The sequence below is a fragment of the Nocardia sp. NPDC058705 genome (assembly GCF_042749305.1).
Classification (GTDB): Bacteria; Actinomycetota; Actinomycetes; order Mycobacteriales; family Mycobacteriaceae; genus Nocardia.
This window is the reverse complement of sequence record NZ_JBHYRN010000004.1, coordinates 79,512-102,781: the sequence shown is the minus strand read 5'-3', so window position 1 is coordinate 102,781 and position 23,270 is coordinate 79,512. Positions and strand designations below refer to the sequence as shown.

Below are 23,270 nucleotides of genomic sequence, written 5' to 3'. Positions count from 1 at the left end.
GCCCGTTCGGACAAATCGGACTCTACCGCTTTCGGGTCGCCCTATCGTTGTACGTCGCGCAGACCACGGACAGACCGCGTCACCGTGAACTTCTGGTTCCGGCCGATCACATCGGTGCGCCCGACCATTCGCTCCACCACGCCGCGGTAGTTCAGGTGCGAGTTGTACACGGTCCACAGCTCGCCGCCGGGGCGGAGCACGCGCCCGGTCTCGACGAACATCTTGATCGCCGAACCGGTGTGCACGGCCGCGCCGACATGGAACGGCGGATTGCACAGCACCAGGTCGGCGCTGTTGTCGGCGGCCGAGGACATGGCGTCGTCGCGCACCACCGTCACCCGGTCGGCGACCCCGTTGGCCTCGGCGGTGGCCCTGGCCGAGGCGACGGCGGCGGCGGACTGGTCGGTGCCGACCACCCGGATGTGCGGGCGCGATTTGGCCAGTGCGACCGCGAGAATGCCGGTGCCGCAACCGAGATCGACGGCGTCGCGCGCGTCGGGCTTCATCCGGTCCATGTGTTCGAGCAGGAAGCGGGTGCCGATATCGAGTCGCGAACCGGAGAACGCCGCACCGAACGCGACGACATCGCCGTCGATCTCGATGACGTGCTCGCTCACCGGAAACCGGGGCTCGCCCACCGGCAGCGGCTCGCTGACCATGAGCACGCGCGACTTCTGCCTGCCCCGGCCCGCCCTGACCCGCGCGAAGGATTCGGCGAGCACTTCGTTCATGGCCGGGGTGAGGTATTTGTCGCGACCGCCCGCGAACACCACCACATCGTCGGCGGCGTAGCGGGCGATGGTCTCGGCGATCTCGCCCACGCCCGACAGCATGCGCGGCAACCGCATCAGGACCACGCGCGCGCCGGCGAGCAGGTCGGCGTCGAGCGGGTGGGTGGTGTAGCGGTCGGTGAGCCCGAGGGTTTTGGCATTGGCCGCCAGCGCCGATTCGCCGGTGATCAGGTCCTGATGCACGCGCAGGCCGGTGAGTCCGTGTTGCGCGGCGACGCCGAGGGTGAGCGCGCCGTAGGCGTCGCCGATCACCGCAACCTCACCGCTACCCGCGGCCGCGAGGGCGTCGGCGGCGGTGTCGAGGATCAGTCGGTCGGCGGCATCGACGGCATAGAGGTTCGGCGCCTCCACATCCGGATACCGGCGCAGTCGGTCGAATACGTCCTCAACACTGTCCACCCGGCAAGTGTGCTAGATCGTTGCCCCAGCGTCACATCCGGGCCCGGTATCGATCGGCGGGTCGGCGAACAAAGAGGCGTCGTGGGATGTATTTCGCTGAGCACTAACGGGTTCCATCGATTTGCGCCATCCTTGCAGATTGCGTGACGTTCGCGGAATTCACGAATTCGACTGTTCCCCAATACTTTGTCGGCGACCCTCGATCGATACCGGCCACGGCCGATCGCCGCAGGTGGCGCTAACTGCAGATCTGGTACGCGTTCACCGAAAATCCCTACCGCGACCTGCGCGCATCGACCGGAACAGCGCTCATTTCCCGGCCGCCAGCAAACTTTCCGTAGCCCGAACACACCCCGCTCTCCTTCGCCCACCACGCCGCCGTCTCTGCGTAGCATCAGCCTCATGCGCAACGCCCTCGTGTTCGTGCTGATCGCCACAACCGCGGTTTCGGTGTCCAGCTGCGGCACCGATACCACACCGGTCGCGACGCCGTCGACGACGACGAGCACCACCAGCACCTTCGCCGACGCCACCGGCGAGGTGCCCACCGACGCGGGACCGAAGTCCGGCGCGGCTTCCCCCGGCGCGGCGTTGACGGTCAGCGATATCCGGATCGGCCGTCAGCCCGGTTTCGACCGGGTGGTCTTCGCACTCGGCGGGACCGGGTCTCCCGGCTGGCAGGTCTCCTACACCGACAGCGCGGTGCAGGACGGCAGCGGCAAGACCGTCGACGTGGCGGGCCGCGCGATTCTCGAGGTGCGCATCCTCGGGTCCGCGTATCCGTTCGATTCGACCGTTCCCCCGTTCGCCGGGCCGGATCCGGTGACCGATCCGGGCGCGCCCGCCATCACCGGGGTCTACAAGAAGCTGGTCTACGAGGGCGTCACCCAGTCGTTCATCGGCATCGACGCTGATCAGCCGCCCTTCGCCGTCACCACGCTGGCCGATCCCCCGCGCCTGGTCGTCGATATCGCCACCCAGTAGTTCCTACCCCTACCGGGTATCACGACGACACTCGCTAGACTGGCCGTCGTGATGGAGAAGCGTCCCGCGCGCGCACCCGGCATCGCCAGGGCGCTCGCCGTGTTGACGCTGCTGGCCGGGATCATCGCCATGCACTCCGCGGTCTTCGGCACCGCACACGCGACCGACGGTGCGCACGGCCCGCAAGCTTCGGCCGTCGGGGTGGACCCAGTCACCCACCTGGATCGCGCCCACCCGATCGACACTGCGCACCACCCAGACGCCATGGCCGTCGAAGCGGCCCCCACCCACACCACCGAGCACTTCCCGACCCTCATCGCCGAAACTCCACCCGACTCGACGCTCACACTCCCCATCGCCGCCCCTGCCGACCCGCACACCGGCTGCGGCGCGGCGGGCTGCGATGAGCACACCGCCGTCCACGGCTGCGTTTTCATCCTCGCCGCACTCGCCATCGCACTGACCCTGGTCCTGCTCTACCGCCTCGGCGACGCCGCCGAAGCCGCCCGGCGCACCCCCAGAATCTGGCGTGGCAGCCGTGCGCGCCCACCACCGTGGACCGTTCTCACCCTGTCCCAACTGGCGATTCTGCGGATCTGACAGGCGCGGCACCGCTTGTGCCCCGCCGGTTTCGACACCTCACCCGAATCCCCAGGAGGATCACCATGTCCATCAGCCGTACCCATGTTCTCGTCGCCGCGCTCGCCACCGTCTTGCTCGCGGCAGGTTGTAGCGACGACAGCACCACCACCCACACCACCGAGCACTCGACCACCACCACGACCAGTGCGGCCGCCAGCACCGACTTCAACGATGCCGACGTGAGCTTTCTACAGATGATGTACCCGCATCACGCACAGGCCGTCGAGATGTCGAAGATGGTGCCGAGCCACACCCAGAACCAGCAGCTCATCGCCCTTGCCGCCCAGATCGAGCAGGCACAGGCGCCGGAAATGCAGCAGATCACCGACCTGCTCACCGGTTTCGGCAAACCCGCGCCGAGCGCGACCGAAGGCCACGGCGGGCACGACATGCCCGGCATGATGACCGGCGCGCAGATGTCGAGCCTGGATGCCGCGAACGGCGCCGATTTCGACAAGCAGTGGCTGGAGATGATGATCTCCCACCACGAGGGTGCGGTCGGGATGGCACAGGCCGAGCTGAACAGCGGCGTGAACCCGGAATCGCGTCAGCTCGCGACGAAGATCATCGCTGATCAGGAGACCGAAATCGCCACCATGCGTGGGATGCTCGGACAGAACTGATCGGGTGCGGCGCCGGGGCGAACCCTCCGGCGCCGCGTCTCGTTTCGTCATCGAAATCGCCACCGCCACCTGACGTCACCCGGAACCAGACAGTACGGTCGATATGTTCGGCTCCGGCCCAACCGGTGCCTGCAATTTCGAGGCAGGAGAGAGAAATGCGAGTACTGGAACGGCTGGGGCTCGGGACCGCGCTCGCGGCCACCGCGACCGGCGTGATCTTCATCGGCGCCTGCTCCAAGCAGGTGCCGGGTACCGCCGAGGTCAACCAGGGCGAGCTCGCCTCGTACACCTCCGAGGTGGCGGCGTCGTCGGCGGCGGCATCGTCTTCGCGGGCGGCCAAGATCGAGAAGGCCAACGACACCGCGTGCGACGGCCTTCGCTCGGCCAACAAGACCTCGGTCGGCTCGTTCAACGCCTACATCGAGGCCTCCAACGATCAGGCGCCCGATGCCGATGCCAAGGCCACCGAGGCGGTCACCACCCTGCGCAACAGCGCCACTGGCCTCGATCGCCAGATCACCGGCGATGTGGTTCCCGATCTGTCCGGGCCGCTGCGCGACTACATCGCCAAGACCAACACCCTCGCCGACACCCTCGAACGCCGGGTGCCCACCGACGAACTCAACGGTGTGATCGATACTTTCAACGACTCCAAGGACATCGCCATCGACGTGTGCAGGCCCTACGGCAGCTGATCACCGCGGAGATCTCTGGGCTCCACGGCGCCGGTCGCGTACGCTCGAATCAACCGGATAGGACCAGTAGGGACCGGTCGGCCTACCAGAAAAAGGAGCCACTGGCGATGCCCGCACCGCTGCGCGACAGCGCAGTGCCCAAACACGAACAGCTGCGCGCGATTCTGCTGCAGAAGTGCACGCGCGAGCTACAGCCGGGCGATCTGCTGACCAGCGAGCGCAATCTGATGCAGGACTACGGCGTCAGCCGGATCACCGTGCGTGAGGCGGTGGGCCAACTGGTCAACGAAGGGTATCTGGTCCGGGTGCGCGGCAAGGGCACCTTCGTGGCGCACCGGCCGGTGCAATCGCGGCTGCACCTGGCCTCGTTCACCGAGGAGATGCGCGCGCTCGGCCATCATCCGACCACGCTGGTCCTGGTTGCGGAGGAGGCGGTCGCGCCAGAGGCCACCGCCCGTTCGCTGCGGCTGCCGCAGGGCGCGCTCGCCTATCACGTGCGACGGTTGCGGCTGGCCGACGACGATCCGGTCAGCGTCGACGACGCCTGGTTCAACCCGGAACTGGTGCCCGGCCTGATCTCGCACAACCTCACCGGGTCGATCTACCGAACCACCGCCGACCGCTACGGCAGGCCGATCGAACGCGCGGTGCAGACCGTCGACGCCCAGGCCGCCGAGGCAGGCGTCGCGGCGCTGCTCGGCATCAAGAAGGGCGCTCCCGTACTGCATTTCGACCGGGTGTCGTTCAGTGCGGAGCTGCCGATCGAGCACACGGCCAGCTGGTATCGCTGCGATCGCTATCGGGTGCAGATGGAAGTGGGTCAGCGGCCCCAGGCCTGACGCACCCGATCCGGTGTGAAGCATGCATATTTCAGTTAACGTCTCCAGTGCTATCACAGCGAAGCGCTCGGAGGTATCACCCCATGTCCATCCGTAAATCCACCACTCGGGCCGGTCTTTTGGCCCTGCTCGCCGCCGGAACCCTGCTCGGCTCCGGCACCGCCAATGCGATCGGCGGCGCCGATTGGGACCTGTTCGGATCCGGTTCGGTCGAACTCGGCCCGCCCACCGGCAGCTCGATGGGCTCGGTCGATGTCGGCAGCGGCACCGGCTCCTTCGACGCCGACTTCGGCTCGGGCGGACCCTCGACCGGTTCGGCGGCGTTGCCCATCTTCGGCCGCTGACCCACCCCCGGTCCGCCACGACCGACACGTCAGGTCACGGCGGACCGGGTTCGGTCACGGTCGGGGACTTTTGTGCCACAGCCTGTTTCGGTTCGCCGATTGCGGGCAAGCGGTGATTGTGGGTGCCCACCGGTATCCACAGTCCCGACACCGAACAAGGTGAGCTCTAATGATTCTTCTCGGCGCAGTCCTACTCATAGCCGGACTCGTTTTCGGCATCCCGCTTCTCAATACGGTGGGAGTCATCCTGCTCGTCGTCGGCGTGGCGCTGGCATTGATCGGTGGCCTAGGGCGCCCGGTCGGCGGCCGTCGGCACTACTACTGATCATGCGTAGAATCCGCAGAACAAGAGGAAGCACCATGTCGAGCAATACACCTCGCATCGTTTCGATCGTCGTTCTGGTGTGGTTGCTGATCGGCATTCTCGCCGCAGGCCAGCGTGGTTACTACACCGAACGCGACCAGAATTGCGCGACACTGGGCACCATCGCGGTCACGATCATCGCGGGCCCGCTCAACTACGCGGGCGTCAATCCGCAGGTCGACAACTGCGAACTGCCGCAGCCCAGCTGACCCGAACCGCCGTGGCCGAAATCTTCGGCCACGGCGGTCAATTCGGCAGTCGCGGCCACTGCTTTCCGCTGTCGGCGAGCGTGGCCGGATCCGTGCTGGTCATCACGCCGCCCCGCGTGCGCAGCAGCGCCGATTCCGACCAGTCCTCCCCTGTGCCTTCCAGTTCCGCCAAACCGACCACGATCACCAAACCGGTGATCACCAGCGACACCGTCGCGATCAACGGCAGCAGCAACTGCACCGGCGTGACTCCGTCGACCTCGGCCATCGCGTCACCGTGGTGCACCCGCATCGCCGCCATCGCCGTGTAGTGCATGCCGCACACCGCGATTCCCATCACCAGCGCGGCACTGATCGTCATCAGCAGCCCGCGCACGTGCAGCATGAACCACAGTGCCGCGGTAGCCGCGACCACCGCGATCACCAGCGACAGCGCGGCCAACGCCGGGTCGTATTCGATGACGACCTGCGCGCGCATCGCCCACATTCCCAGGTAGTGCATGGCGGCAACGCCGAGTCCGGTGATCGCGCCGCCGAACGGCAGCGTCACCCACTCGTTGCCGCCCCCGGTGACGATGGTCAGCCCGATCAGCACCACCACGATCGCGATCACCGCGCTGAGCAGCGTCAACGGCACGTCGTAGCGGACCGGCATCCGGTCGATACTGAACCCGAGCATGGCGGTGAAGTGCATGACCCAGATCGCCGCACCGCCCAGCGCGACGGCCGCGGCGATGAGCCAGCCGAGCGGCGTCGACGAGGACTTGGCGTGCACCGCGCACCGTAGACCCAATACCGAGCCGATGAACGACAGCCCGAAGGCCAGTACCGGATTCATCCAGCCATTGTTGAAATGCTCGATATGCAGCACGCGCGTCCCCTGACCTACACATTTCGATTGGATCAGAGACTAAACCAGAGGTGCGACTTCTACACGATGTCGGTGAATTCGATCGAATTCTTTCGGTGCGAAATCCTCAGCATCGCGAAATACATACCGGTCGGCATTTGAATCGAGTCATTCATTTTGCGAACGAGCACGAATCAAATCGGCCAATCGGTCGAGGGATTCCTGATTGCGTGCCGCGAAAAGAAGATCTTGGGCGGGGCCTGGGATGAGCCGCGCGGGCCCGCGGACGGCCCGCTCGACCATCCGGATCGTGGCGTGCCCGGCAGGCTGTTCGACCACGGTGAGGGTGATCCACGCCGACCCGATCGACCACAGCCGCGCCTCCAGCTCCAGCCGGTGCGGCGCGTCGATCGTGCGCACCACCGTCGTGTCGCTGATCAGCACCGGCCACAGCCCGAATCGGTAGTGGATGCGGCTGCCGACGGCGGGCCAGTCCGCGTCGACCTCGCCGATGTGCGAGGCACCGACCACCCAGCTCGCGTAGAGCCAGCCGTCGGCCAGCGTCGCGAACGCCCGCTCGGCAGGCACCGGCACGGTCACCTCGGCTGTGAGCACGTCTGAATACCTCGTCCGTCGCGGGATTACCGACTACCCCAGCGTAATTCGTGTGGGCGAGCACCGCCGGACAGGTTTGCGGCGTACAACGCCCGCGGCACGCCGAACCCGCGACGATGCGGGAAAATTGCTGTCGGCCGTTTCGACGTGGGAAACTTCCGCAATGTCCACGGAAGAAACACGGGCCGGTTACCTGCCGGACCCCGCCGATCCGGCGGCCGAACGCACCCTGTTCGGTCACCCCATCGGTTTGACGAACTTGTTCGGCGTCGAGCTGTGGGAGCGTTTCTCCTTCTACGGCATGCTCACGATCCTCGGCTACTACCTGTACTACTCCACCACCGAGGGCGGCCTGGGCATCGCGCAGAGCACCGCGCTCGGCATCGTCGGCGCCTACGGCGGCCTGGTGTACCTGTCCACGGTGCTCGGCGGATGGATTGCCGACCGGGTGCTGGGGATGGAGCGGACCGTCTTCTACGGCGGTGTCGTGGTCGTGGCCGGTCACATCGCGCTGGCGGTGTTGCCCGGGATGGTCGGGGTCGGCGTCGGTCTGGTGCTCGTGGCGCTTGGCAGTGGCGCGTTGAAGGCGAACGCGTCGTCGCTGCTCGGCACGCTGTACTCGCCGACCGACGCCCGCGTCGACGGCGGATTCACGCTGTTCTATCTCGGCATCAACATCGGCGCGTTCTGCGGCCCGCTGCTGACGGGTCTGCTGCAGCGCGAATGGGGTTTCCACGTCGGCTTCGGCGCCGCGGCCGTCGGCATGGCGCTCGGCCTGACCCAGTACGTGATCTTCCGCCGCAATCTGGGCACCCACGGACGCGAGGTGCCCAACCCGATCACTCGCCGCGAGCTGACCCCGGTGCTGATCGGGGTGGCCGTCGCCGCCGTCGTGGTAGCCGTCGCCGTCGCGCTCGAGCTGATCACCCTGGAGAACCTCTCCGACGTCACCACCGCCGTCATCGTGGTCGCCTCCATCGTCTATTTCGCGGTGATGCTGCGCAGCGCCAAGGTGTCGCCGATCGAGCGAACCCGAGTGGTCGCGTTCATCCCGCTGTTCATCGCCAACGCGGTGTTCTGGTCGCTGTTCCAGCAGATGTTCACCATGCTCGCGGTGTATTCCGACGAGCGCGTCGACTGGCGCATCTTCGGCTGGGAGGCGCCGGCGAGCTGGATCGGTTCGGTCGAGCCGGTGTGGATCATCGCGCTCTCGCCGCTGTTCGCGCTGATGTGGACCAAACTGGGCAACCGCGCGCCGAGTACGCCGATCAAGTTCGCGCTCGGCGTGATCGGCATGGGCGTGGCGTTCTGGTTGTTCGCGCTGCTGAGCGGTTTCGAGGGCAAGACCGTCCCGGTGCTCGCGGTCTTCGCCATTCTCGGCGGCTTCGCGATCTCGGAACTGCTGCTCTCGCCGATCGGTCTCGCGGTGACCACCCATCTCGCGCCCGCCGCGTTCCGTTCGCAGATGATGGCGCTGTATTTCTTCTCGGTCGGTATCGGCACGTCGATGGCGGGCACGCTGGCCCGCTTCTACAGCCCCGACAGCGAAGCCGCCTACTTCGGGTTCAGCGGTGGCGCCGCCATCGCGGCGGGCCTCGTCGTGGTCGCCTGCGCGCCCTGGATCAAGCGCCACATGCAGGGCGTGCACTGACCCAATTTACGGGTAACCCCCGATTACGTTTTTCGCAGCAGAAGGAGAAATACCGTGCCGACACCGCAGGACGCTCCAGGGGTGGGTCGATCGCCCCGCCGAGGGGGCGGGCTGTTCCGCACCAAATCGGTGGAACAGTCGATTCTCGATACCGATGAACCCGATTCCAAACTTCGCAAAGATCTGACCGCCTGGGATCTCACGATCTTCGGTGTCGCCGTCGTCGTCGGCGCCGGTATTTTCACCCTCACCGCGCGCACCGCGGGCAATGTGGCGGGCCCCTCGGTGTCGCTGGCTTTCGTTTTCGCCGCGATCGCGTGTGGTCTCACCGCGGTCTGTTATGCGGAATTCGCCTCGACCGTGCCGGTGGCCGGTAGTGCCTACACCTATTCCTATGCCACCTTCGGTGAATTGGTGGCGTGGATCATCGGCTGGGACCTCATCCTGGAATTCACCCTTGCCGCGTCGGTGGTCGCGAAGGGGTGGTCACAGTATCTGGGCACGGTATTCGGATTCGATTCGGCCACAGCCCAATTGGGCTCGGTCACGTTCGACTGGGGTGCGGTGCTGTTGCTCGCCGTGCTCACCGTGCTGCTCGCGCTCGGGACCAAGATGTCCTCGCGAGTGTCGGCGGTAGCGGTCGCGATCAAGCTGGCCGTCATCGCCCTGGTGCTCGTGCTCGGCATCACCTACTTCAAGGCCTCGAACCTGAGCCCCTACATCCCGCCGTCGGAGGCCAGCGACGGCGGTGACAGCGGCCTGCACCAGTCGCTGTTCTCTTTCGTCACCGGCGCCGGTGACAGCAACTTCGGCTGGTACGGCCTACTCGCCGCGGCCAGCCTGGTGTTCTTCGCGTTCATCGGTTTCGACGTGGTCGCCACCGCCGCCGAGGAGACCAAGAACCCGCAGAAGGCCGTCCCGCGCGGCATCCTCGGCTCGCTGCTGATCGTCACCGTGCTCTACGTGGCGGTGACGCTGGTGCTCACCGGCATGGTCCCCTACACCGAACTGGCGGGCGAGAATGCCACGCTGGCAACGGCATTCGAGATCCACGGCGTGGACTGGGCCAAGAACGTCATCTCCATCGGCGCGCTGGCCGGTCTGACCACCGTGGTGATGGTGCTGTTCCTCGGCCAGACCCGGGTGGGGTTCGCGATGGCCCGCGACGGCTTGCTGCCGCGCTGGTTGTCCCACACCGGCAAGCGCGGCACCCCGGTGCGGCTGACCGTCATCGTCGGCGTGGTCTGCATGGTGCTGGCCGGTTTCGTCGACTTCGGCACCCTGGAAGAAATGGTGAACATCGGTACCCTGTTCGCCTTCGTCCTGGTCTCGATCGGCGTGATCATCCTGCGCCGCACCCGTCCCGACCTGCCCCGCGGCTTCCGCGTCCCCCTGGTCCCCCTCATCCCCATCCTGGCCGTCGCGGCCTGCCTGTGGCTGATGGTGAACCTCTCGGTGGAAACCTGGCTGCGCTTCCTGCTCTGGATGGCACTGGGCTTCGTCGTCTACTTCGCCTACGGCCGCCGCCACTCCATCCTCGGCAAATCCGCCGCGAAGCAAGACTGACCAGCCCCTTCGATGACATGATCGGTCCCGGCGTGGTCTGTTCCGACACGCCGGGCCGACCTTGTAGGCCAACACGATTCCGGTACACCCGTACGATTCGCTACGCTGTCCGGGACGCCCCTATAGCCCAATTGGCAGAGGCAGCGGACTTAAAATCCGCACAGTCAGGGTTCGAGTCCCTGTGGGGGCACTCATTCGTCGCAGGTAGATGGGTCGCGGTGCAGGTCACCGCGCAAATCCGAAGTCGCTATCCTGGCGCACACGCGGTTGGTCGATCCGCACTCGCTCCCGAGTTCCAGCTTTCGACGGAGTAGTACCGGAGCCCGCTGGCAAAATGCCGCACATGGACACGGACCTCGCCGCGCTGACTGCTCCTGAACTGCTCAGACTCTGGGCTGACAGCATGACGGAACTCCAAGCGCGCGGCCTGCTCCGGACCAGCAACAACCCCGTGGGAGACCTCGCCGAGGCAATCGCACACGAGCACTTCGGCGGTGAGCGAGGGTCTTTCAGCCAGAAGGGCTGGGACATTCGTACAGCGGCAGGTGAGCGGATCCAGGTCAAAGGAATGCGACGTACGCCCGGCAGCAAGCGCACCGCGCTGAGCGCCATCCGCGACACCGACTACGACACCGTGCTCGTGATCATTTTTGATGCGAACTACGAATTGGTCGAGGCATTTTCGATGACCCGTGAGAATGTGGAAGCTGCTTTCACGCACAGCAGCCACGTCAACGGAATCATCCCACGCATCACGCAGAAGCTCCTGACCGGCGAACTGGTCACCCATGTGGACCTCCGGGATGCCTACCGCCGAATCAGCTTCCCACGCCGGTTGACGGGTGGGAGCTAGCCATACGCTTCGTACTTCCGGCTGGGTGGGCGTGGATGATGCTCGGTCGTAAGTCGGTGCGGTGCGCTTGGATCGGGCCATGGTCACGGTGCTCGGGGCAGCTGAATTTCGACCGGATCCGGTGTCGGCCGCGTCCGTTGACGTGGAAGTTGGGGACGACGATCCGACTGCGTTGTTCGCCTCGCTCGGGGTCGAGTTGCCGCCGCTGACACCAGCGAGCAGGACCGTCACTGGCGGCACGGTGTGGACGTGCGCGGTCGAGCCCGGGTATCCGGCCACCGATTTGTGGCAGCGGGTTCGTGGGGTATACGAGCGCACCGGACTATGGCCGCTGTTGCTGGGGAGCATCGATGAATGTTTGACTGCTGCGGACAACCAACGGATCGCCGCGGCAGCCGCGCAGGACGGACGAGATGGCTGGAACGCGCCAGGGTCGCGGGGCCACGCGACGCCGAGGGACCGCGCGACGCCCATGACCCGGAGCTTCACAGCGCTCACGTGCTGACCGAAGAGGATCGCGACTACGACGGATTCGACTGGGCTGACGCATGGATCGCCATTGACGAATATGACGAAGCCGATCGACGTCGCGGTGGAATTGTTTCTCTACGCGCCCAACCTCGTCTACGAAGGCTGGGGAAGCCTCGACGAACTCAAAAAGCGTGTGCCCGCGCCCCTGCGGCGATTGCTGTGGTGACCGAGAAGCGGCCTCACAGGTCCGCCAAGAAACTCGCCGCCCGACCGTTTTCGACGATGTAGACGCCGCTCGTAATGGGGGCGTTGCCGTAGGAATCGTCCTCATAGGTCACCCGGACAAGATGCTCGAAAAGCATGATCTGCTGCGGCTCGAGGTCGTAAGGAACTGCCATCAGGCAGGTTCGCCGAGGGACGGCGACCAAGAGTTTGTCCGTGCGCAAAGCGTGGTGCGCGCGGAGCATGTGCTTCGGGTCGAGCACCTTCTCCGCAGAGAAGTCATTACCGGAGGACGTGGCGAGCGGGAGACCGTCGAGCTCTGACACCTCCCAGTCGTATTCCAGGGCAGCGAGATTCGCCATCGCTTCAGCCAGCAGAGCGTTGCTGTCGACGTCGTCGCCGAAACCCTCTACCTGGTAGCCGGAGTCGGTGTCGACGGCGAGCACAATGATGGGAACGGTGCCCGCCGTGGTGGCCCAATGGGTGATCCGGTGGCGATGTTCCCAGTCGGCGGGCTTCAGCAGCGGATACCACGGCCCTTCTGCCGTCTGCGAACCACGGACGGCGGAGGCGGGCGGATACGACGCGACCTGGCAGTCCCAGTCTTCGTCGATGATCATGCGCACGTACTGAACCTGAATTCGGCCCGACGCCACACCTTCTCGCACGTCGGGCCGTCGTGCGGCGAGATCGGGATCAGCCTCGACCATGGCGAACAGTTGGTCGTGTCCCATTTCGCCGGCATCCACCTGCAACGACGAATAGTCCGCCATCGACTCGATGTCGAGATAGACATCGATCACCACCAGCACATCGGGTTCGGCGAGAGCGATGATGTCGGCGGTCCGGTCGCGCACCGGCCAGGTTTTGTCACCGCCGGTCAGAACCGTGTACCCGTGGTGGGCGCAGAAGCGCAGGGCCGCGTCCATCCGCGCTTCGTGCGCCTGCCTCGCGAACGTGACCTTGGCGGCGATTTCCGCACGGCGCGCCTGGAGAAATTCGCTGACCGGCCGCGGGCCTTGCTCGTTCAGATCCTCGCGACTGAGCAAGCCCGCCAGTCCGCCGGTGTCGAGCGCTTCGTCAGCGTCGTCGTCCCAGCCCACGGCGGCGGTTTCGACGGCGAGCCCCAACCCGAATTCGCTGCGCAGCACGGCCGCCACAGTGTTCACCAGGCCGTTGTACACGTCGTATCGGATCGGCCACGACAGGGACTGAACCCAGGTCTCGGGGTGATCGGCCGATGGGGGCGTCCAGCCGTTCGCCCGGAGGAAGTCGCAGCCCTGGGGAGAAAACTGACGCGGGCCGCTGACCAGTTCGCATCGAAAACCGTCGCCATCCCAGCCGAAGCGGGCATACCGGATACCGGTGCCGTCCAAGGCGATCCAGGCGGAGGACGGCATCGTGAAGAGCAGCCACGTCAGCTCCTCGGCGAACCACTGCCACGACTCCGCGGCCACACTCGGCCACATCTCCTGCGCATCCTGTGCCGTTCCCCGCTGGCCCATCCGCCCGCCACCAATCCCCATGCCACACTCCAAATAACTGATGCGAAGATCGAAATCTACATGATCACTGTTGAATTCCCTGAACGAGGCAGAATGGAGCTGCGGGGGCCGACCGCGTGATCCTCAGGCATCGGGTCATCTGGCGCGCCTGGGCGGGTCGTAGTCGGTGTGTGAGATCTCGATCAACTCGCCGTCGATCATCTCGTAGGTGGTCTCGGACTTGAAATAGGCCTGGGTCGGCGACAACTCGGAGTCGTCGAAATCCTCTGGCACACCAAAATTGACGTCCCAGATCTCACGTGGCGGCTGCGTCGTTGCGGCGGTGTAGCGCAGGTTGTCCGGCGTGCGCAGGTTCGCCGCCTCGACTGCGTCCATGACCAGTTCGGCCACTTCGATTCCGCTGAGGCGCCCCGGCGCGAAACCGTGCTGCTGGGCCTGTCCGCGGATCATCGTTTCCACAGAGCAGCCGTCGGCGGAAAACTGCCCGCGCGCCAGGAATCCTGGCTTACCCGCTTCGATGATGCTCCACGTGATATCGGAGGTGTAGGTGTGTAAGAGCGGGACGTCCGCGGCCAGCGAACCGAAAGCGGCGCACAGCATCGTGTAGAGCTCGCCCCAATTCTTGGCCTTGTCGCCCGGATCGAACAAGATGCCCTCCAGCGCCTCACCGGAGTATTGGAGATCGGAAACCGCGCGCCAAATATCCTGTGGCTCCATGTCGGGATCCCAGTAGGGATTCGCGCTCTGTTCCCATTCGGACGGTTCCGATGGTTTCCGCGACACTTGTAGTCGGGAATCGGAGTTCTGCGTGCGCGTCAACTTGATGGTGTCGTGGTCGAAACGCCACATCGCGAACGCGTTCGGTCCGCCGACCAGGTGTGGGTCGCCGAGCCGCTCGATACAGATCCGCAGCGCTCGCGCGTACACAATGTCGGCTGCCGCGGGTGGTACGAACTCGAACAGCCGGACCTCACAGAACTCGCCGTATCCGTACTGTTGTTGATCGTCATAGGTTTTGGCTGCAATCAAGCCGACCTTGTCATCATGGCTGGCCATCAGGCTGCCCTCGCCCATTGGCTTCGGGGGCGTGGGAAAGGTTCGGAGGATCTCGTCGATGTCGCGCCGCGACCACGTGCCGCGCCGGGATCGTCGACCGAAAACCTTGCGAAGCTTCGACCGCTCGTTCTCCGCCTCGAGCCGGTCGCCCAGATTCGCACCGATGACCGTGAGCAGATACTCCAGGAACCCCGAACCAGCTGTCGCCAATTCCTCCACGCTGTACTGGTCCTGTTCGGGCTGCGGGGCCTGCCAGCGCGCGGGGTTCTGTACCGTCAGCTCGACAGTCTTGCCGCCGGACACCTTGACCACGACACGCGGCAGCACCCATGCCGCCCCACTGCCGTCCGCCTGCGCTGGACTCGTCGGCGGACCCCACGAACGCACCATATGCGCGACTACCTCAGCCAACGCCGCCTTGGTGCGCCGCGAGGGCAGCTCCGCGAGAAAGACCGCCCCCAGACTGATCTCGCCGTCATCGTCGATACCGAACATCGCCACGTTGTCCCCGTGGGCCAAGTCTGTGACCATCATGATCACCGACGGATCCTCATCATCGAACCCTGGCTCACCCCACCCCAGCGACGCGGCGAACCGCGCGATGTCACCGGCCGACCAGGTCCAATCGAATGCCGCCGCCGCCGTCGCGACTCGCATCGCCCCAGGTATATCCACGCTCACCGCGACACACTAACCCGCTGTACCGACAGCTTCGACACGGCCCGAAAGCAGCGCGAAAGTGCTGGATCGCGGTGGCCTCGGCGCCACGCCGGCCGTTGAGGTGGATGTCAACCTCGACAACGGGAAATCCCGTCGTTGATGGTGAGCTGACACCGAATTCGTTCAACGAACAGCTTCGTACGGTGAGACAAGGGCAGGGTGGTGGGTAGTCGCATCCGGGGGTTCGAAGGAGCGTTGCGAAATGCCCAACATCCGACTTGTCGTCGGCGTGATCGCCGTGGTCGGCGCCTTGCTGAGCGGACAGACTTACGCGTGGGCCGACGAGCCGGGGCCGTCGCCGGCACAACAGTGGATCGATGACGTGGTGCCCGCGCCGGGCCTCCCACCTGCCGCCTCACCTCCGGAACGCGTCCTCTCCCCCGAACTGTCCGCGTTGTGGAATGCGGTGTCGGCCTCACCGACAGGCGACCCGATCTTCGACAGGTGGCCCGAGGATCTGGCCGGGCGCGCCCCTGGGGAGATCGTCGAATGGCGTGATGTCACCGCGACTGCGGCACCGTTGGTCGTCGTCCCCATCCGGCGGGCGTTGCTGTTGAAGTTCCGCAGCTCGGACTCCTACGGCAAGCCGTCCTTCGGCACCGCCACCCTGATCGTGCCCGCCGCCGAATGGACTGGCGCCGGCAGCCGTCCGGTCGTGGTCAACGCGCTGCCGATCAACTCCCTCGGCCGGACCTGCACCCCCTCCTATGCCCTGGCGCACGGCTTGCATCAGAAGTTCTCGATGGGCGACCTGATTCCGCCCACCACGGCGTGGGCGGTGCAGCGCGGGTACGCGGTGCTGGTCCCCGACCACGAAGGGCCACGGATGGCGTACGGCGAACCGATCGTCGCCGGGCACGCCGTCCTCGACGCCGTCCGCGCGGTGCGGCATCAGCTGCCCGTGGAGTTCGGCGAGAGCCGCTTCGCGGTGAGCGGGTATTCGGGCGGGGCCATCGCGTCCTACGGCGCCGCGATGCTGCTGGGTGAGTACGCGCCGGAGTTGGCGCCGGTCGTCGCCGGAATGTCGATGGGCGGGCTGATCACCGACTATCGCGCTATCGCCGAGAAGTTCAACGGCAATGTCGCGTCCGGCATTCTGATGGCCGCCGGCCTGGCGATCGCCCGCGAGCATCCGCAGATGCTCGCCCATCTGAACAACCTCGCGCAATGGGTGGCCATCTCGCCGATCAAGGACACCTGCGGCGACAGCAACGGCCCTCTCGGTGTCCTCGGACTGCCGATCGATGTGGGCCTCAACGTGGCCGACCCGCTGCGGTCCGACTTCATCGAGAGCTATTTCGAACACGTCGACCTCACCACACGCAAAGCCGTCGCGCCGATGTACATCTATCACGGGTCGCTGGACTTCGGCGTGCCGATAGAACAGGGCCTCGCCCTCCAGCGCAAGCAGTGTGAACTGGGCGTCACCGTGTTCCACCAGCCCCTTTTCGGCGAACACATCATCGGCTTGTTCGGCGGATGGCCGGGCTCGATGGCGTGGATCGACGCCCGCCTCCGCGGGGAACCCGCACCGAACAGCTGCCACTGACGCGACCTGCCATACTGCTGTGCTGAATTAGTTCAGCACTAGGAGTAGTCTGGGGCGATGAAGTCTCTACCGTTCAGCGAGCTCATCCGTAAACAAACGTCGGTCTTTCCATTGTTGGCCGAGTCCGATGTCACGCTTGAACGGCGGGACGCCGAGAACGTTGTGCTCATGCGTGATGAGCGCTACCAGGCGATGGACGGCGCGCTGCGGATCGCCGCGAGGTCTCTCGCGCTGGTAGCCAAGGCGAACCGGCAGATGGCGGAAGAAGTGTTCGCCGAGGAACTCCCCTGGCTCACATGGTTGCCTTCAGAACACCGTGCCGAAGCCGTTCGCGAACTGCTGGACGACCTCGTCGCCGGCGCCGATACCGGCTTCTATCTGCCATTCCAGCGAAACCTGATCGCATGGAAGCACACCGCGCAGATCTACACCGATCCGGCGATCGTCCGCGATCTCAGCGGACCGTTCGAGCGCACGAACCATGGGGAGATCGGTCGACCCAAGGCGGCGGAGTGAGCGGGGTCAAGCGCGGTGACGAATTGCCACGACCGAAACCGTGGCGGGTCATCGCGCAGAACACGCAAGCCGCGCGCGGGTGGATCGAGTTGCAGCGCAGCGTCATTGATGCGCTGGACCGTGCCTGGACGGACATCACGGCTGACCCGCGTAGCATGGCGAACCCACATCGCCAGCACCAACTGAAAGCCAACCTGAAGGCCGTCAAGTTCGGCGAGACAGAACTCGACCAATGGCAGTACGAGGTCACCGGCGGCGGCCGGATTTGGTACGCCATCGATGATGATCAGCGCACCCTCTGGATCACCACAGCTGCTACAGGCCATCCCGGCGTGACAGACAAGGGCGGCGGCCGACGCCTCCGATGATCCGTGATGCGCGGTGCCGCACCCGCGCTGAGATCGTCAACCACGGGCGCGTTGGCCGTCGGCGGCTTTGGTGACGATCTCCGCGATTCGACCTGACCGTGTCGCGTCTCGTGCGGCGCTGACGATCCACCACAGCATCTGCTTGCGGACGCTGGGTGCGAAACCGTCCCAGTTGCTTCGAGCTCGCGGGTCTCGGTCCAGCGCCGCGGTCAAGTCAGGTGGTTCTATGAGATCTTCGACCTGGTCGGAAATCGTCCACCAGCCATTGGCTTTCGCCGCGGCGATGGCGTGGCGACCAGCGTCGGTCATCTGGCCACGCTTCTCCATCTCGGCCGCGCGTTCGCGGTTGAGCCGGGTCCAGGCGCTTTTGGGTCGACGCGGTGTGAACAGCTGCAAGCCGCGTTCTTCGTCGAGGATGGTGGTGGTGGAGTCGATCCAGCCGAAGCAGATGGCCTCCTCGACGGCCTCGGGGTACGGGCAGCGTGGTCGGCCTGTGGTGTTGCGCCAGGAGCACAGCCACACTCCGCGGACCGACGCGTGGTTGTGCGTGAGCCAGGTTCGCCACTGGGTCCGCGTCTCGGCGTGGAAGATCGGGTAGTCGAATTTCCAGGTCGGTGGGTGTGTGGAGACGGGTGACTCCGAAGTGGGCATCTGTTCTCCTGACGCGACGTTGAGGTGAAGGGCGAGCTACGAAGTCATCCGACCATGCCGGCGGACGCGTCGATGGTGTAAATGGTGCCGCCACTGTCGGATACCACGCCCTGAAGCGATGCGAGCCACGGCAGGGCCACCGGCTCTCGTGTTATGCGCCCGGTGCGCAGGTCGTATTGGGTGAACGTCGGGACTTCTCGATGGGTGATAGCGGAGACAGTGGTGCCTTCGACCGACACCGATGTTTCGTCGCCGAGGTCGGGCAAGCTCCATTCTTTGCGTACCGTGGACGATCCATGCAACGCAACGGATAACACGTCGTTTTCGTGGGTGATCCAGTACAGCCGGTCGCCTACGACGGTGAGCGTTCCCGAACCCGTGCGCCAGGTGTCGTCGAGCATGTCCAGCCAGGTTTCGGTCCGTGAACCGTCGGTGGTGTCGATGCTGACCAGCGTCGGATTCGGGCCGCCCTTGTCAGTGGCGGTAGTCCCCTCGGACGCGTACAGGGCGAGCAGTTGCCCACGCCCGGTACAGGTTGCCCAAGATATCGGCTGGAACTCCGGGTCGTGGTGCCATTCACCGACAACCACAGGGTCGCCATCGAATGGAATTTCGTAGAGTCGCTGGCGAGTCCGTGTCGAAGAGTCACCGACCACAGCGAAGTGCTTGTCACCGCAATACCCGACGATCCCGACGGTGCCGGGCACGAGCCCGGTTCGCGAGGTGCGGTCGGGGCCGATCGACGCGTATCGGGTCTCGAGCGCTCTGTGGAACCAGATGGTCGCCGCACCCGTGTCAGGATTATTGGCAGCGGCCTTCACGATGGTTTCCGGATCGATCGGAGCCGTGAATCGGCCGGTGTGGTCGAGCGCTGTCACAGTGTTTCCCGCAGCGGTGACCACGCGCTGCGGGGAGACGAGAAGTCGGTTGTTGGCGATCGCGGCACCGTCCAATCGCGAGACGACTTCGCCCTTGGCATCGAAGAGATAGACCCGCGTCCGGTCCTTCCTGCCGACGTCATCCCAGCCGAGCGGTCCAACCGAAACAGCCCCCACCACATCAGCACTCAGCTTCTCCGACTGGCTTCCCGGATACTCACGCTGCGCGCACGACGCGACAGCCACGAGGGCCATCGTGGAAGCCAGGACTCGAGCCAGCGGAGGCAGACCAACCATGAACGACAGTCTGCCCGCCCGCGAGATCGGCCGATGCGCCTGTCGATCGGAAGAGCGATGCGGATCACGCTGTGGTTCGGCGGCGTTGCGGCGTAGGTTCGACTGCAGGCGAACCGTCGACACGAAGAGGTGTTATCGATGCGGGTGGTCAAGCGGATTCGGGCTTACGTCAAGGTTCTCGGGCAGGCTCGGCGCCATCGTGGGGATTTGGTGGGGTGGTTGGGGCGGCGGCCGCAGATTGCGGCGGCGACCGTGACTTATGAGACGGCGTTGTTGTTCAGTAACAAGCTGGATCCTCGGCTCAAAGAGTTGGCCGAGTTGAAGACGGCGGGGTTGGTGGCTTGTCAGTTCTGTCTCGATATTGCTTCGGCGCTGGCGCATACGGCCGGGTTGAGCGAGCGGCAGCTCACCGAACTGCACCGGTACAGGACCAGCGACGCCTATTCCGAGTTGGAGAAGTTGGTGATCGCGTTCGCCGAGGCGATGACGGTGACGCCGGCTGTCGATATCGACGAATTGCGCGAAACGCTGCTCACGCATTTTTCGAAGGCGCAGGTGGCCGAGTTGGCCGCGGCTATCGCGTGGGAGAACCAGCGGGCGCGGCTCAATCAGGGGCTGGGGGTGCAGCCGACGGGGATGGCCGACGGTTTGGCGTGCGCGATGCCGGAACCGACTCATGAGTAGCCGACAGGTGGCCGGTGGCGTGGTGCACAAGTTGCCCACGGACCTGCGCGACGCGCTGCTCGCCAATTCCGCGGCGCTGACATCCTGGCAGGACATCACCCCGCTGGCCCGCAACGAATTCATCTGCTGGGTCGAGGACGCGAAACAGGACGCCACTCGTGAACGGCGTATTCGGCGCACGCAGGAGGAGTTGGAGGAAGGTCAGCGGCGTCCCTGCTGCTGGCCCGGATGCAAACATCGAGCGCGCACCGGCGAATAGCAGCGTGCCGGGAACCGCCGAGCGGCCACTGTGGTCGCCGCCTGGTCAGACCGCGTTCGGCGCTTCGCTGATCGGGATGATCTTCGCGGTGGCGGTGGCTGTGGCGATGGTTTCACCGGCCGAGTTGGTGAGGGTGGCTTCGAGGTGGGCGAGGTCATCGGTGCGGTGGCGGACGTGGCCGGTGCCGAGGATGCGGCCGGGTTTCACCGGGTGGAGGAAGCTGGTGTTCATTTCGAGAGTCGACTGGAACTGATCTGGGTCGAGGCCGGCGATCAGGGCGGGGCCGACGGTGTCGTAGAGCATGGCGGCCAGGAAGGCGCCGAGGACATTGCCTGCGGGGTTGGTGAAAGCCTCGGTTGCGGTGAAGGCGACTTCGATGGTGGCGGTGGTGTCGTCGTAGCTGACGAATTCGAAGCCGAGGGTTGATGCGGCGGGTGGCATGGGGGCGTGGCCGTGCACCGCATCCCAGAATGGGCCGGATCTGGCAGGCACGTCGTCTGCGCTCAACTTCGACCCCTCGCCGTCAGGCTCCGTTGGTGGTCAGGCGGCGTTGACGATCGACATGGCGATGCCGTCGAGGATGTCGTGTTCGCTGACGACGAGTTCGGAAACCCCTGCGCGGCGGGCCAGTTCGTCGGCGAGGACCTCGGTGATGACTGCGCCGCCGCCGATTACGTCGACGCGGCCGGGGTGCATGGGGCCGAGGGCCGCGCGTTCGTCGTGGTTCATGGCGACGAGGCGGTCGCAGACCTGGTGGACTTCGGCCAGGCTCAAACGGGTGAGATGTACACGGGCGGAATCGTATTCGGGCAGGTCGAGAGCAACGGCGGTGATGGTGGTCATCGTGCCTGCTACGCCGACCCAGGTGTGCACCTTGTCGACGGGGACCTTCTGGAAGGCTTCGTCGAGCCTCTGCTGGGCGAATTCCCTTGCGGCAGCGACCTGTTCGGGGGTCGGTGGGTTGCCGGGGAGGCAGCGTTCGGTGATGCGGACGCAGCCGATGTCGGCGGAATAGGCTGCCTGGACGCCATTTTCGTCACCGACTACGAGTTCGGTGGAGCCGCCACCCAGGTCGACCACGACGAAAGGTCCTGCGTCGGCGGACAATTCGCCGACGGCGCCGGCGAACGAGAGCCGCGCCTCCTCGTCGCCCGAGATCACTTCCGCGACCGCGCCGGCCACCACGAGGCCGAGCAGCGAACGGGTCATCTCGAAGAACTCGTCGCGGTTCTCCGCGTCCCGCGTGGCCGAGGTGGCGACCATGCGCACGCGCGAAACCTTGTGCTCGGACATGATGCTCACGTAATCGCCGAGGGCGCGGCGGGTGCGGTCGAGTGCTTCCGGCGCGAGCCGACCGGTGGCATCGACCCCCTGGCCGAGGCGCACGATCCGCATCTCCCGGTGCACATCGGTGAGCCCACCGTCGGCGCCGACTTCGGCGATCAGCAGGCGGATCGAGTTGGTACCGCAGTCGACTGCGGCGATGCGCTCACTCATGGTGTCCTCCAGGTTTCGTGCGCCGGGCACTCCCGCGATCTGTGCCGGGGCACTCCAGCGATCTGTGCCGGGCACTCCCGCGATTATGCCTGTTCGCCAGGGGCCGCGGGCCAGTCGGCGGGGATTGCGGTGCCGCGGAAGCCCGCAGCGGCGGCCAGGGCGACCGACTCGTCACCGAGCGGGTTCAGGCCGGGACCCTTGGCGAGGGAGTGCGCGATCAGCACATGCAGGCATTTGACCCGGTCGGGCATACCACCACCGGTGAAATCGGTTCCGAGCGACTCGATTTCGTTGCGCTCGGCCAGATAGCTCTCGTGCGCACGACGGTACGCGGCGGCCAGCTCGGGATCGGTGGCGAGGCGTTCGGTCATCTCACGCATCACCCCGGCCGACTCCTGCCTGCTCGCCTCAGCGGTCAAACGCGGGTCGGTCAGATAGTAGAGCGTGGGAAACGGGGTGCCGTCGGGCAGGCGGGGTGCGGTTTTGACCACGGCGGGCAGGCCGTCGGGGGTGCGGTAGGCGACTTCGAGCACCCCGCGAGGTTCGCGGCCCAACTGCTTCGCGATGATCTCGAGGTCGTCGGCGTTCGGTGTCGTCACCGTGGTCCTTCCGGGGCTGGTTCGGAGATGCTGCGCCACAGGTCGGTGTACCAGGGGTCGGGCGCCGCGGTTCGGGTGCTCATCGGCGGCGGTGCTGGTGCTTCGATGCCGGGAATCTGCACGATGTAGGGGGTTTCGCCGGGCATCACCAGGCGTAGGCGGTCGCGCGCTTCGGAGCGGATGTAGGCCGGATCCTGTTGTTGCGCACGACGATCGCGCAAACCGGCCAGGTCGGCTTCGAGTTCGGTCCGCTCTTTGGCCAGTGCCACGGCTTCGGCGCGCTGACTGAAATACGTGCGCGTCGGCACGGCCAAGGTCAGTGCGAGGCCACACAGCACGGCCGCCAGGATCACCGCTTTTCCGGTCGAGAGACCGAGGATGGTGTGTTCGCCGCGTTCGAGCTTGCCGCTGGACTTGCGCTTCGCGGCTTCCGGATGACGGCGCGTAGGGCGTTTGGCCGTGGTGGGACGACCGGGCGCGTCCAGCTTGGGGCGGGTGCGCGACGTGCGCCTGTTACCTCGTCCACCCGGACTGGTCCCACGCGCACGTCGCTCGGTCATTCGCTACCGCCCC

The 23,270-nt window shown here is 65.7% G+C and carries 28 protein-coding genes and 1 tRNA gene; 18 read left to right on the top strand and 11 right to left on the bottom strand.

Annotated features, from left to right (window positions below; genetic code table 11):
* Positions 1-41 precede the first annotated feature (41 nt).
* Entirely contained in the window at positions 42-1,190 is a 1,149-nt protein-coding gene (locus ACFW6D_RS07910) for a class I SAM-dependent methyltransferase (RefSeq protein WP_379325911.1), read from the bottom strand.
* A 402-nt stretch (positions 1,191-1,592) separates the two neighbouring features.
* On the opposite strand from ACFW6D_RS07910, the gene ACFW6D_RS07905 reads away from it, so the two are divergent.
* From ACFW6D_RS07905 to ACFW6D_RS07870, 8 genes are all read left to right on the top strand, one after another.
* Positions 1,593-2,174, top strand: a complete 582-nt coding sequence (locus tag ACFW6D_RS07905) for a hypothetical protein (RefSeq protein WP_379325909.1) — start codon at positions 1,593-1,595, stop codon at positions 2,172-2,174.
* A 48-nt stretch (positions 2,175-2,222) separates the two neighbouring features.
* A complete protein-coding gene (locus tag ACFW6D_RS07900; RefSeq protein ID WP_379325907.1) occupies positions 2,223-2,774 on the top strand; it encodes a hypothetical protein in 552 nt (183 codons plus the stop codon).
* A 65-nt stretch (positions 2,775-2,839) separates the two neighbouring features.
* Entirely contained in the window at positions 2,840-3,439 is a 600-nt protein-coding gene (locus ACFW6D_RS07895) for a DUF305 domain-containing protein (protein WP_379325905.1), read from the top strand.
* A gap of 155 nt (positions 3,440-3,594) precedes the next feature.
* Positions 3,595-4,134 carry a hypothetical protein gene (locus ACFW6D_RS07890; protein ID WP_379325903.1) on the top strand — a complete coding sequence of 180 codons (540 nt, stop codon included), beginning with the start codon at positions 3,595-3,597 and terminating at the stop codon, positions 4,132-4,134.
* A gap of 107 nt (positions 4,135-4,241) precedes the next feature.
* A complete protein-coding gene (locus ACFW6D_RS07885; RefSeq protein WP_379325901.1) occupies positions 4,242-4,973 on the top strand; it encodes a GntR family transcriptional regulator in 732 nt (243 codons plus the stop codon).
* A gap of 83 nt (positions 4,974-5,056) precedes the next feature.
* The gene (locus ACFW6D_RS07880; RefSeq protein ID WP_379325899.1) at positions 5,057-5,317 is read left to right on the top strand and encodes a hypothetical protein; all 261 of its coding nucleotides are present in this window, start codon (positions 5,057-5,059) and stop codon (positions 5,315-5,317) included.
* Positions 5,318-5,486: 169 nt separating this feature from the next.
* Positions 5,487-5,642: a DUF6131 family protein gene (locus tag ACFW6D_RS07875; protein ID WP_379231626.1), complete on the top strand. Its 156-nt coding sequence runs from the start codon at positions 5,487-5,489 to the stop codon at positions 5,640-5,642.
* Positions 5,643-5,677: 35 nt separating this feature from the next.
* On the top strand, positions 5,678-5,890 hold the full coding sequence (locus ACFW6D_RS07870) for a hypothetical protein (protein WP_379325897.1): 213 nt from the start codon (positions 5,678-5,680) through the stop codon (positions 5,888-5,890).
* Between the two features lie 37 nt (positions 5,891-5,927).
* Here the strand turns inward: ACFW6D_RS07870 and ACFW6D_RS07865 are convergent, their stop codons facing one another.
* Positions 5,928-6,761 carry an MHYT domain-containing protein gene (locus ACFW6D_RS07865; protein ID WP_379325895.1) on the bottom strand — a complete coding sequence of 278 codons (834 nt, stop codon included), beginning with the start codon at positions 6,759-6,761 and terminating at the stop codon, positions 5,928-5,930.
* A 147-nt stretch (positions 6,762-6,908) separates the two neighbouring features.
* Entirely contained in the window at positions 6,909-7,355 is a 447-nt protein-coding gene (locus ACFW6D_RS07860) for an SRPBCC family protein (RefSeq protein ID WP_379325893.1), read from the bottom strand.
* 163 nt (positions 7,356-7,518) lie between these two features.
* On the opposite strand from ACFW6D_RS07860, the gene ACFW6D_RS07855 reads away from it, so the two are divergent.
* From ACFW6D_RS07855 to ACFW6D_RS07835, 5 genes are all read left to right on the top strand, one after another.
* Positions 7,519-9,006 (top strand): peptide MFS transporter, encoded by a 1,488-nt coding sequence (locus ACFW6D_RS07855; protein WP_379325891.1) that lies wholly within the window; start codon positions 7,519-7,521, stop codon positions 9,004-9,006.
* A 54-nt stretch (positions 9,007-9,060) separates the two neighbouring features.
* Entirely contained in the window at positions 9,061-10,572 is a 1,512-nt protein-coding gene (locus ACFW6D_RS07850; protein WP_379325889.1) for an APC family permease, read from the top strand.
* A 116-nt stretch (positions 10,573-10,688) separates the two neighbouring features.
* Positions 10,689-10,762: transfer RNA gene (locus ACFW6D_RS07845), tRNA-Leu, on the top strand.
* 153 nt (positions 10,763-10,915) lie between these two features.
* Entirely contained in the window at positions 10,916-11,425 is a 510-nt protein-coding gene (locus ACFW6D_RS07840) for a DUF6998 domain-containing protein (RefSeq protein ID WP_379325887.1), read from the top strand.
* A 568-nt stretch (positions 11,426-11,993) separates the two neighbouring features.
* Positions 11,994-12,122 (top strand): hypothetical protein, encoded by a 129-nt coding sequence (locus ACFW6D_RS07835; protein ID WP_379325885.1) that lies wholly within the window; start codon positions 11,994-11,996, stop codon positions 12,120-12,122.
* A gap of 13 nt (positions 12,123-12,135) precedes the next feature.
* Here ACFW6D_RS07835 and ACFW6D_RS07830 read toward each other — a convergent pair whose 3' ends face one another.
* Together ACFW6D_RS07830 and ACFW6D_RS07825 are read right to left on the bottom strand one after the other, a co-directional pair.
* Positions 12,136-13,644, bottom strand: a complete 1,509-nt coding sequence (locus ACFW6D_RS07830) for a hypothetical protein (RefSeq protein WP_379325883.1) — start codon at positions 13,642-13,644, stop codon at positions 12,136-12,138.
* Positions 13,645-13,758: 114 nt separating this feature from the next.
* Positions 13,759-15,360: a DUF6301 family protein gene (locus ACFW6D_RS07825; protein ID WP_379325881.1), complete on the bottom strand. Its 1,602-nt coding sequence runs from the start codon at positions 15,358-15,360 to the stop codon at positions 13,759-13,761.
* 241 nt (positions 15,361-15,601) lie between these two features.
* On the opposite strand from ACFW6D_RS07825, the gene ACFW6D_RS07820 reads away from it, so the two are divergent.
* The 3 genes from ACFW6D_RS07820 to ACFW6D_RS07810 are packed head-to-tail and all read left to right on the top strand — an operon-like array spanning position 15,602 to position 17,832.
* Positions 15,602-16,948, top strand: a complete 1,347-nt coding sequence (locus ACFW6D_RS07820) for a lipase family protein (RefSeq protein WP_379325879.1) — start codon at positions 15,602-15,604, stop codon at positions 16,946-16,948.
* A 57-nt stretch (positions 16,949-17,005) separates the two neighbouring features.
* Positions 17,006-17,464 carry a hypothetical protein gene (locus tag ACFW6D_RS07815; RefSeq protein WP_379325877.1) on the top strand — a complete coding sequence of 153 codons (459 nt, stop codon included), beginning with the start codon at positions 17,006-17,008 and terminating at the stop codon, positions 17,462-17,464.
* Positions 17,461-17,832 carry a hypothetical protein gene (locus ACFW6D_RS07810; protein ID WP_379325875.1) on the top strand — a complete coding sequence of 124 codons (372 nt, stop codon included), beginning with the start codon at positions 17,461-17,463 and terminating at the stop codon, positions 17,830-17,832. The genes ACFW6D_RS07815 and ACFW6D_RS07810 overlap by 4 nt, the downstream gene beginning before the upstream one ends.
* Before the next feature lie 36 nt (positions 17,833-17,868).
* Here the strand turns inward: ACFW6D_RS07810 and ACFW6D_RS07805 are convergent, their stop codons facing one another.
* Together ACFW6D_RS07805 and ACFW6D_RS07800 are read right to left on the bottom strand one after the other, a co-directional pair.
* Positions 17,869-18,483: a YdeI family protein gene (locus ACFW6D_RS07805; RefSeq protein ID WP_379325873.1), complete on the bottom strand. Its 615-nt coding sequence runs from the start codon at positions 18,481-18,483 to the stop codon at positions 17,869-17,871.
* Between the two features lie 44 nt (positions 18,484-18,527).
* Complete coding sequence (locus ACFW6D_RS07800; protein ID WP_379325871.1) at positions 18,528-19,658, bottom strand: hypothetical protein; 1,131 nt, start codon at positions 19,656-19,658, stop codon at positions 18,528-18,530.
* Between the two features lie 138 nt (positions 19,659-19,796).
* Between ACFW6D_RS07800 and ACFW6D_RS07795 the strand changes: the two genes are divergently transcribed.
* Both ACFW6D_RS07795 and ACFW6D_RS07790 read left to right on the top strand, forming a co-directional pair.
* Positions 19,797-20,342: a carboxymuconolactone decarboxylase family protein gene (locus ACFW6D_RS07795; RefSeq protein ID WP_379325869.1), complete on the top strand. Its 546-nt coding sequence runs from the start codon at positions 19,797-19,799 to the stop codon at positions 20,340-20,342.
* Positions 20,335-20,601 (top strand): YdeI/OmpD-associated family protein, encoded by a 267-nt coding sequence (locus ACFW6D_RS07790; protein ID WP_379325867.1) that lies wholly within the window; start codon positions 20,335-20,337, stop codon positions 20,599-20,601. The genes ACFW6D_RS07795 and ACFW6D_RS07790 overlap by 8 nt, the downstream gene beginning before the upstream one ends.
* 45 nt (positions 20,602-20,646) lie before the next feature.
* On the opposite strand, the gene ACFW6D_RS07785 is transcribed toward ACFW6D_RS07790, so the two are convergent.
* From ACFW6D_RS07785 to ACFW6D_RS07770, 4 genes are all read right to left on the bottom strand, one after another.
* Positions 20,647-21,108, bottom strand: coding sequence for a PaaI family thioesterase (locus ACFW6D_RS07785; protein WP_379325865.1), 462 nt, complete (start codon positions 21,106-21,108; stop codon positions 20,647-20,649).
* 33 nt (positions 21,109-21,141) lie between these two features.
* Positions 21,142-22,098 carry an exopolyphosphatase gene (locus tag ACFW6D_RS07780; RefSeq protein WP_379326289.1) on the bottom strand — a complete coding sequence of 319 codons (957 nt, stop codon included), beginning with the start codon at positions 22,096-22,098 and terminating at the stop codon, positions 21,142-21,144.
* An 83-nt stretch (positions 22,099-22,181) separates the two neighbouring features.
* Positions 22,182-22,697, bottom strand: coding sequence for a DUF501 domain-containing protein (locus tag ACFW6D_RS07775; protein ID WP_379325864.1), 516 nt, complete (start codon positions 22,695-22,697; stop codon positions 22,182-22,184).
* Positions 22,694-23,257, bottom strand: a complete 564-nt coding sequence (locus tag ACFW6D_RS07770) for a septum formation initiator family protein (RefSeq protein WP_379325862.1) — start codon at positions 23,255-23,257, stop codon at positions 22,694-22,696. Before ACFW6D_RS07770 ends, ACFW6D_RS07775 begins: the two co-directional genes overlap by 4 nt.
* Positions 23,258-23,270: the final 13 nt, after the last annotated feature.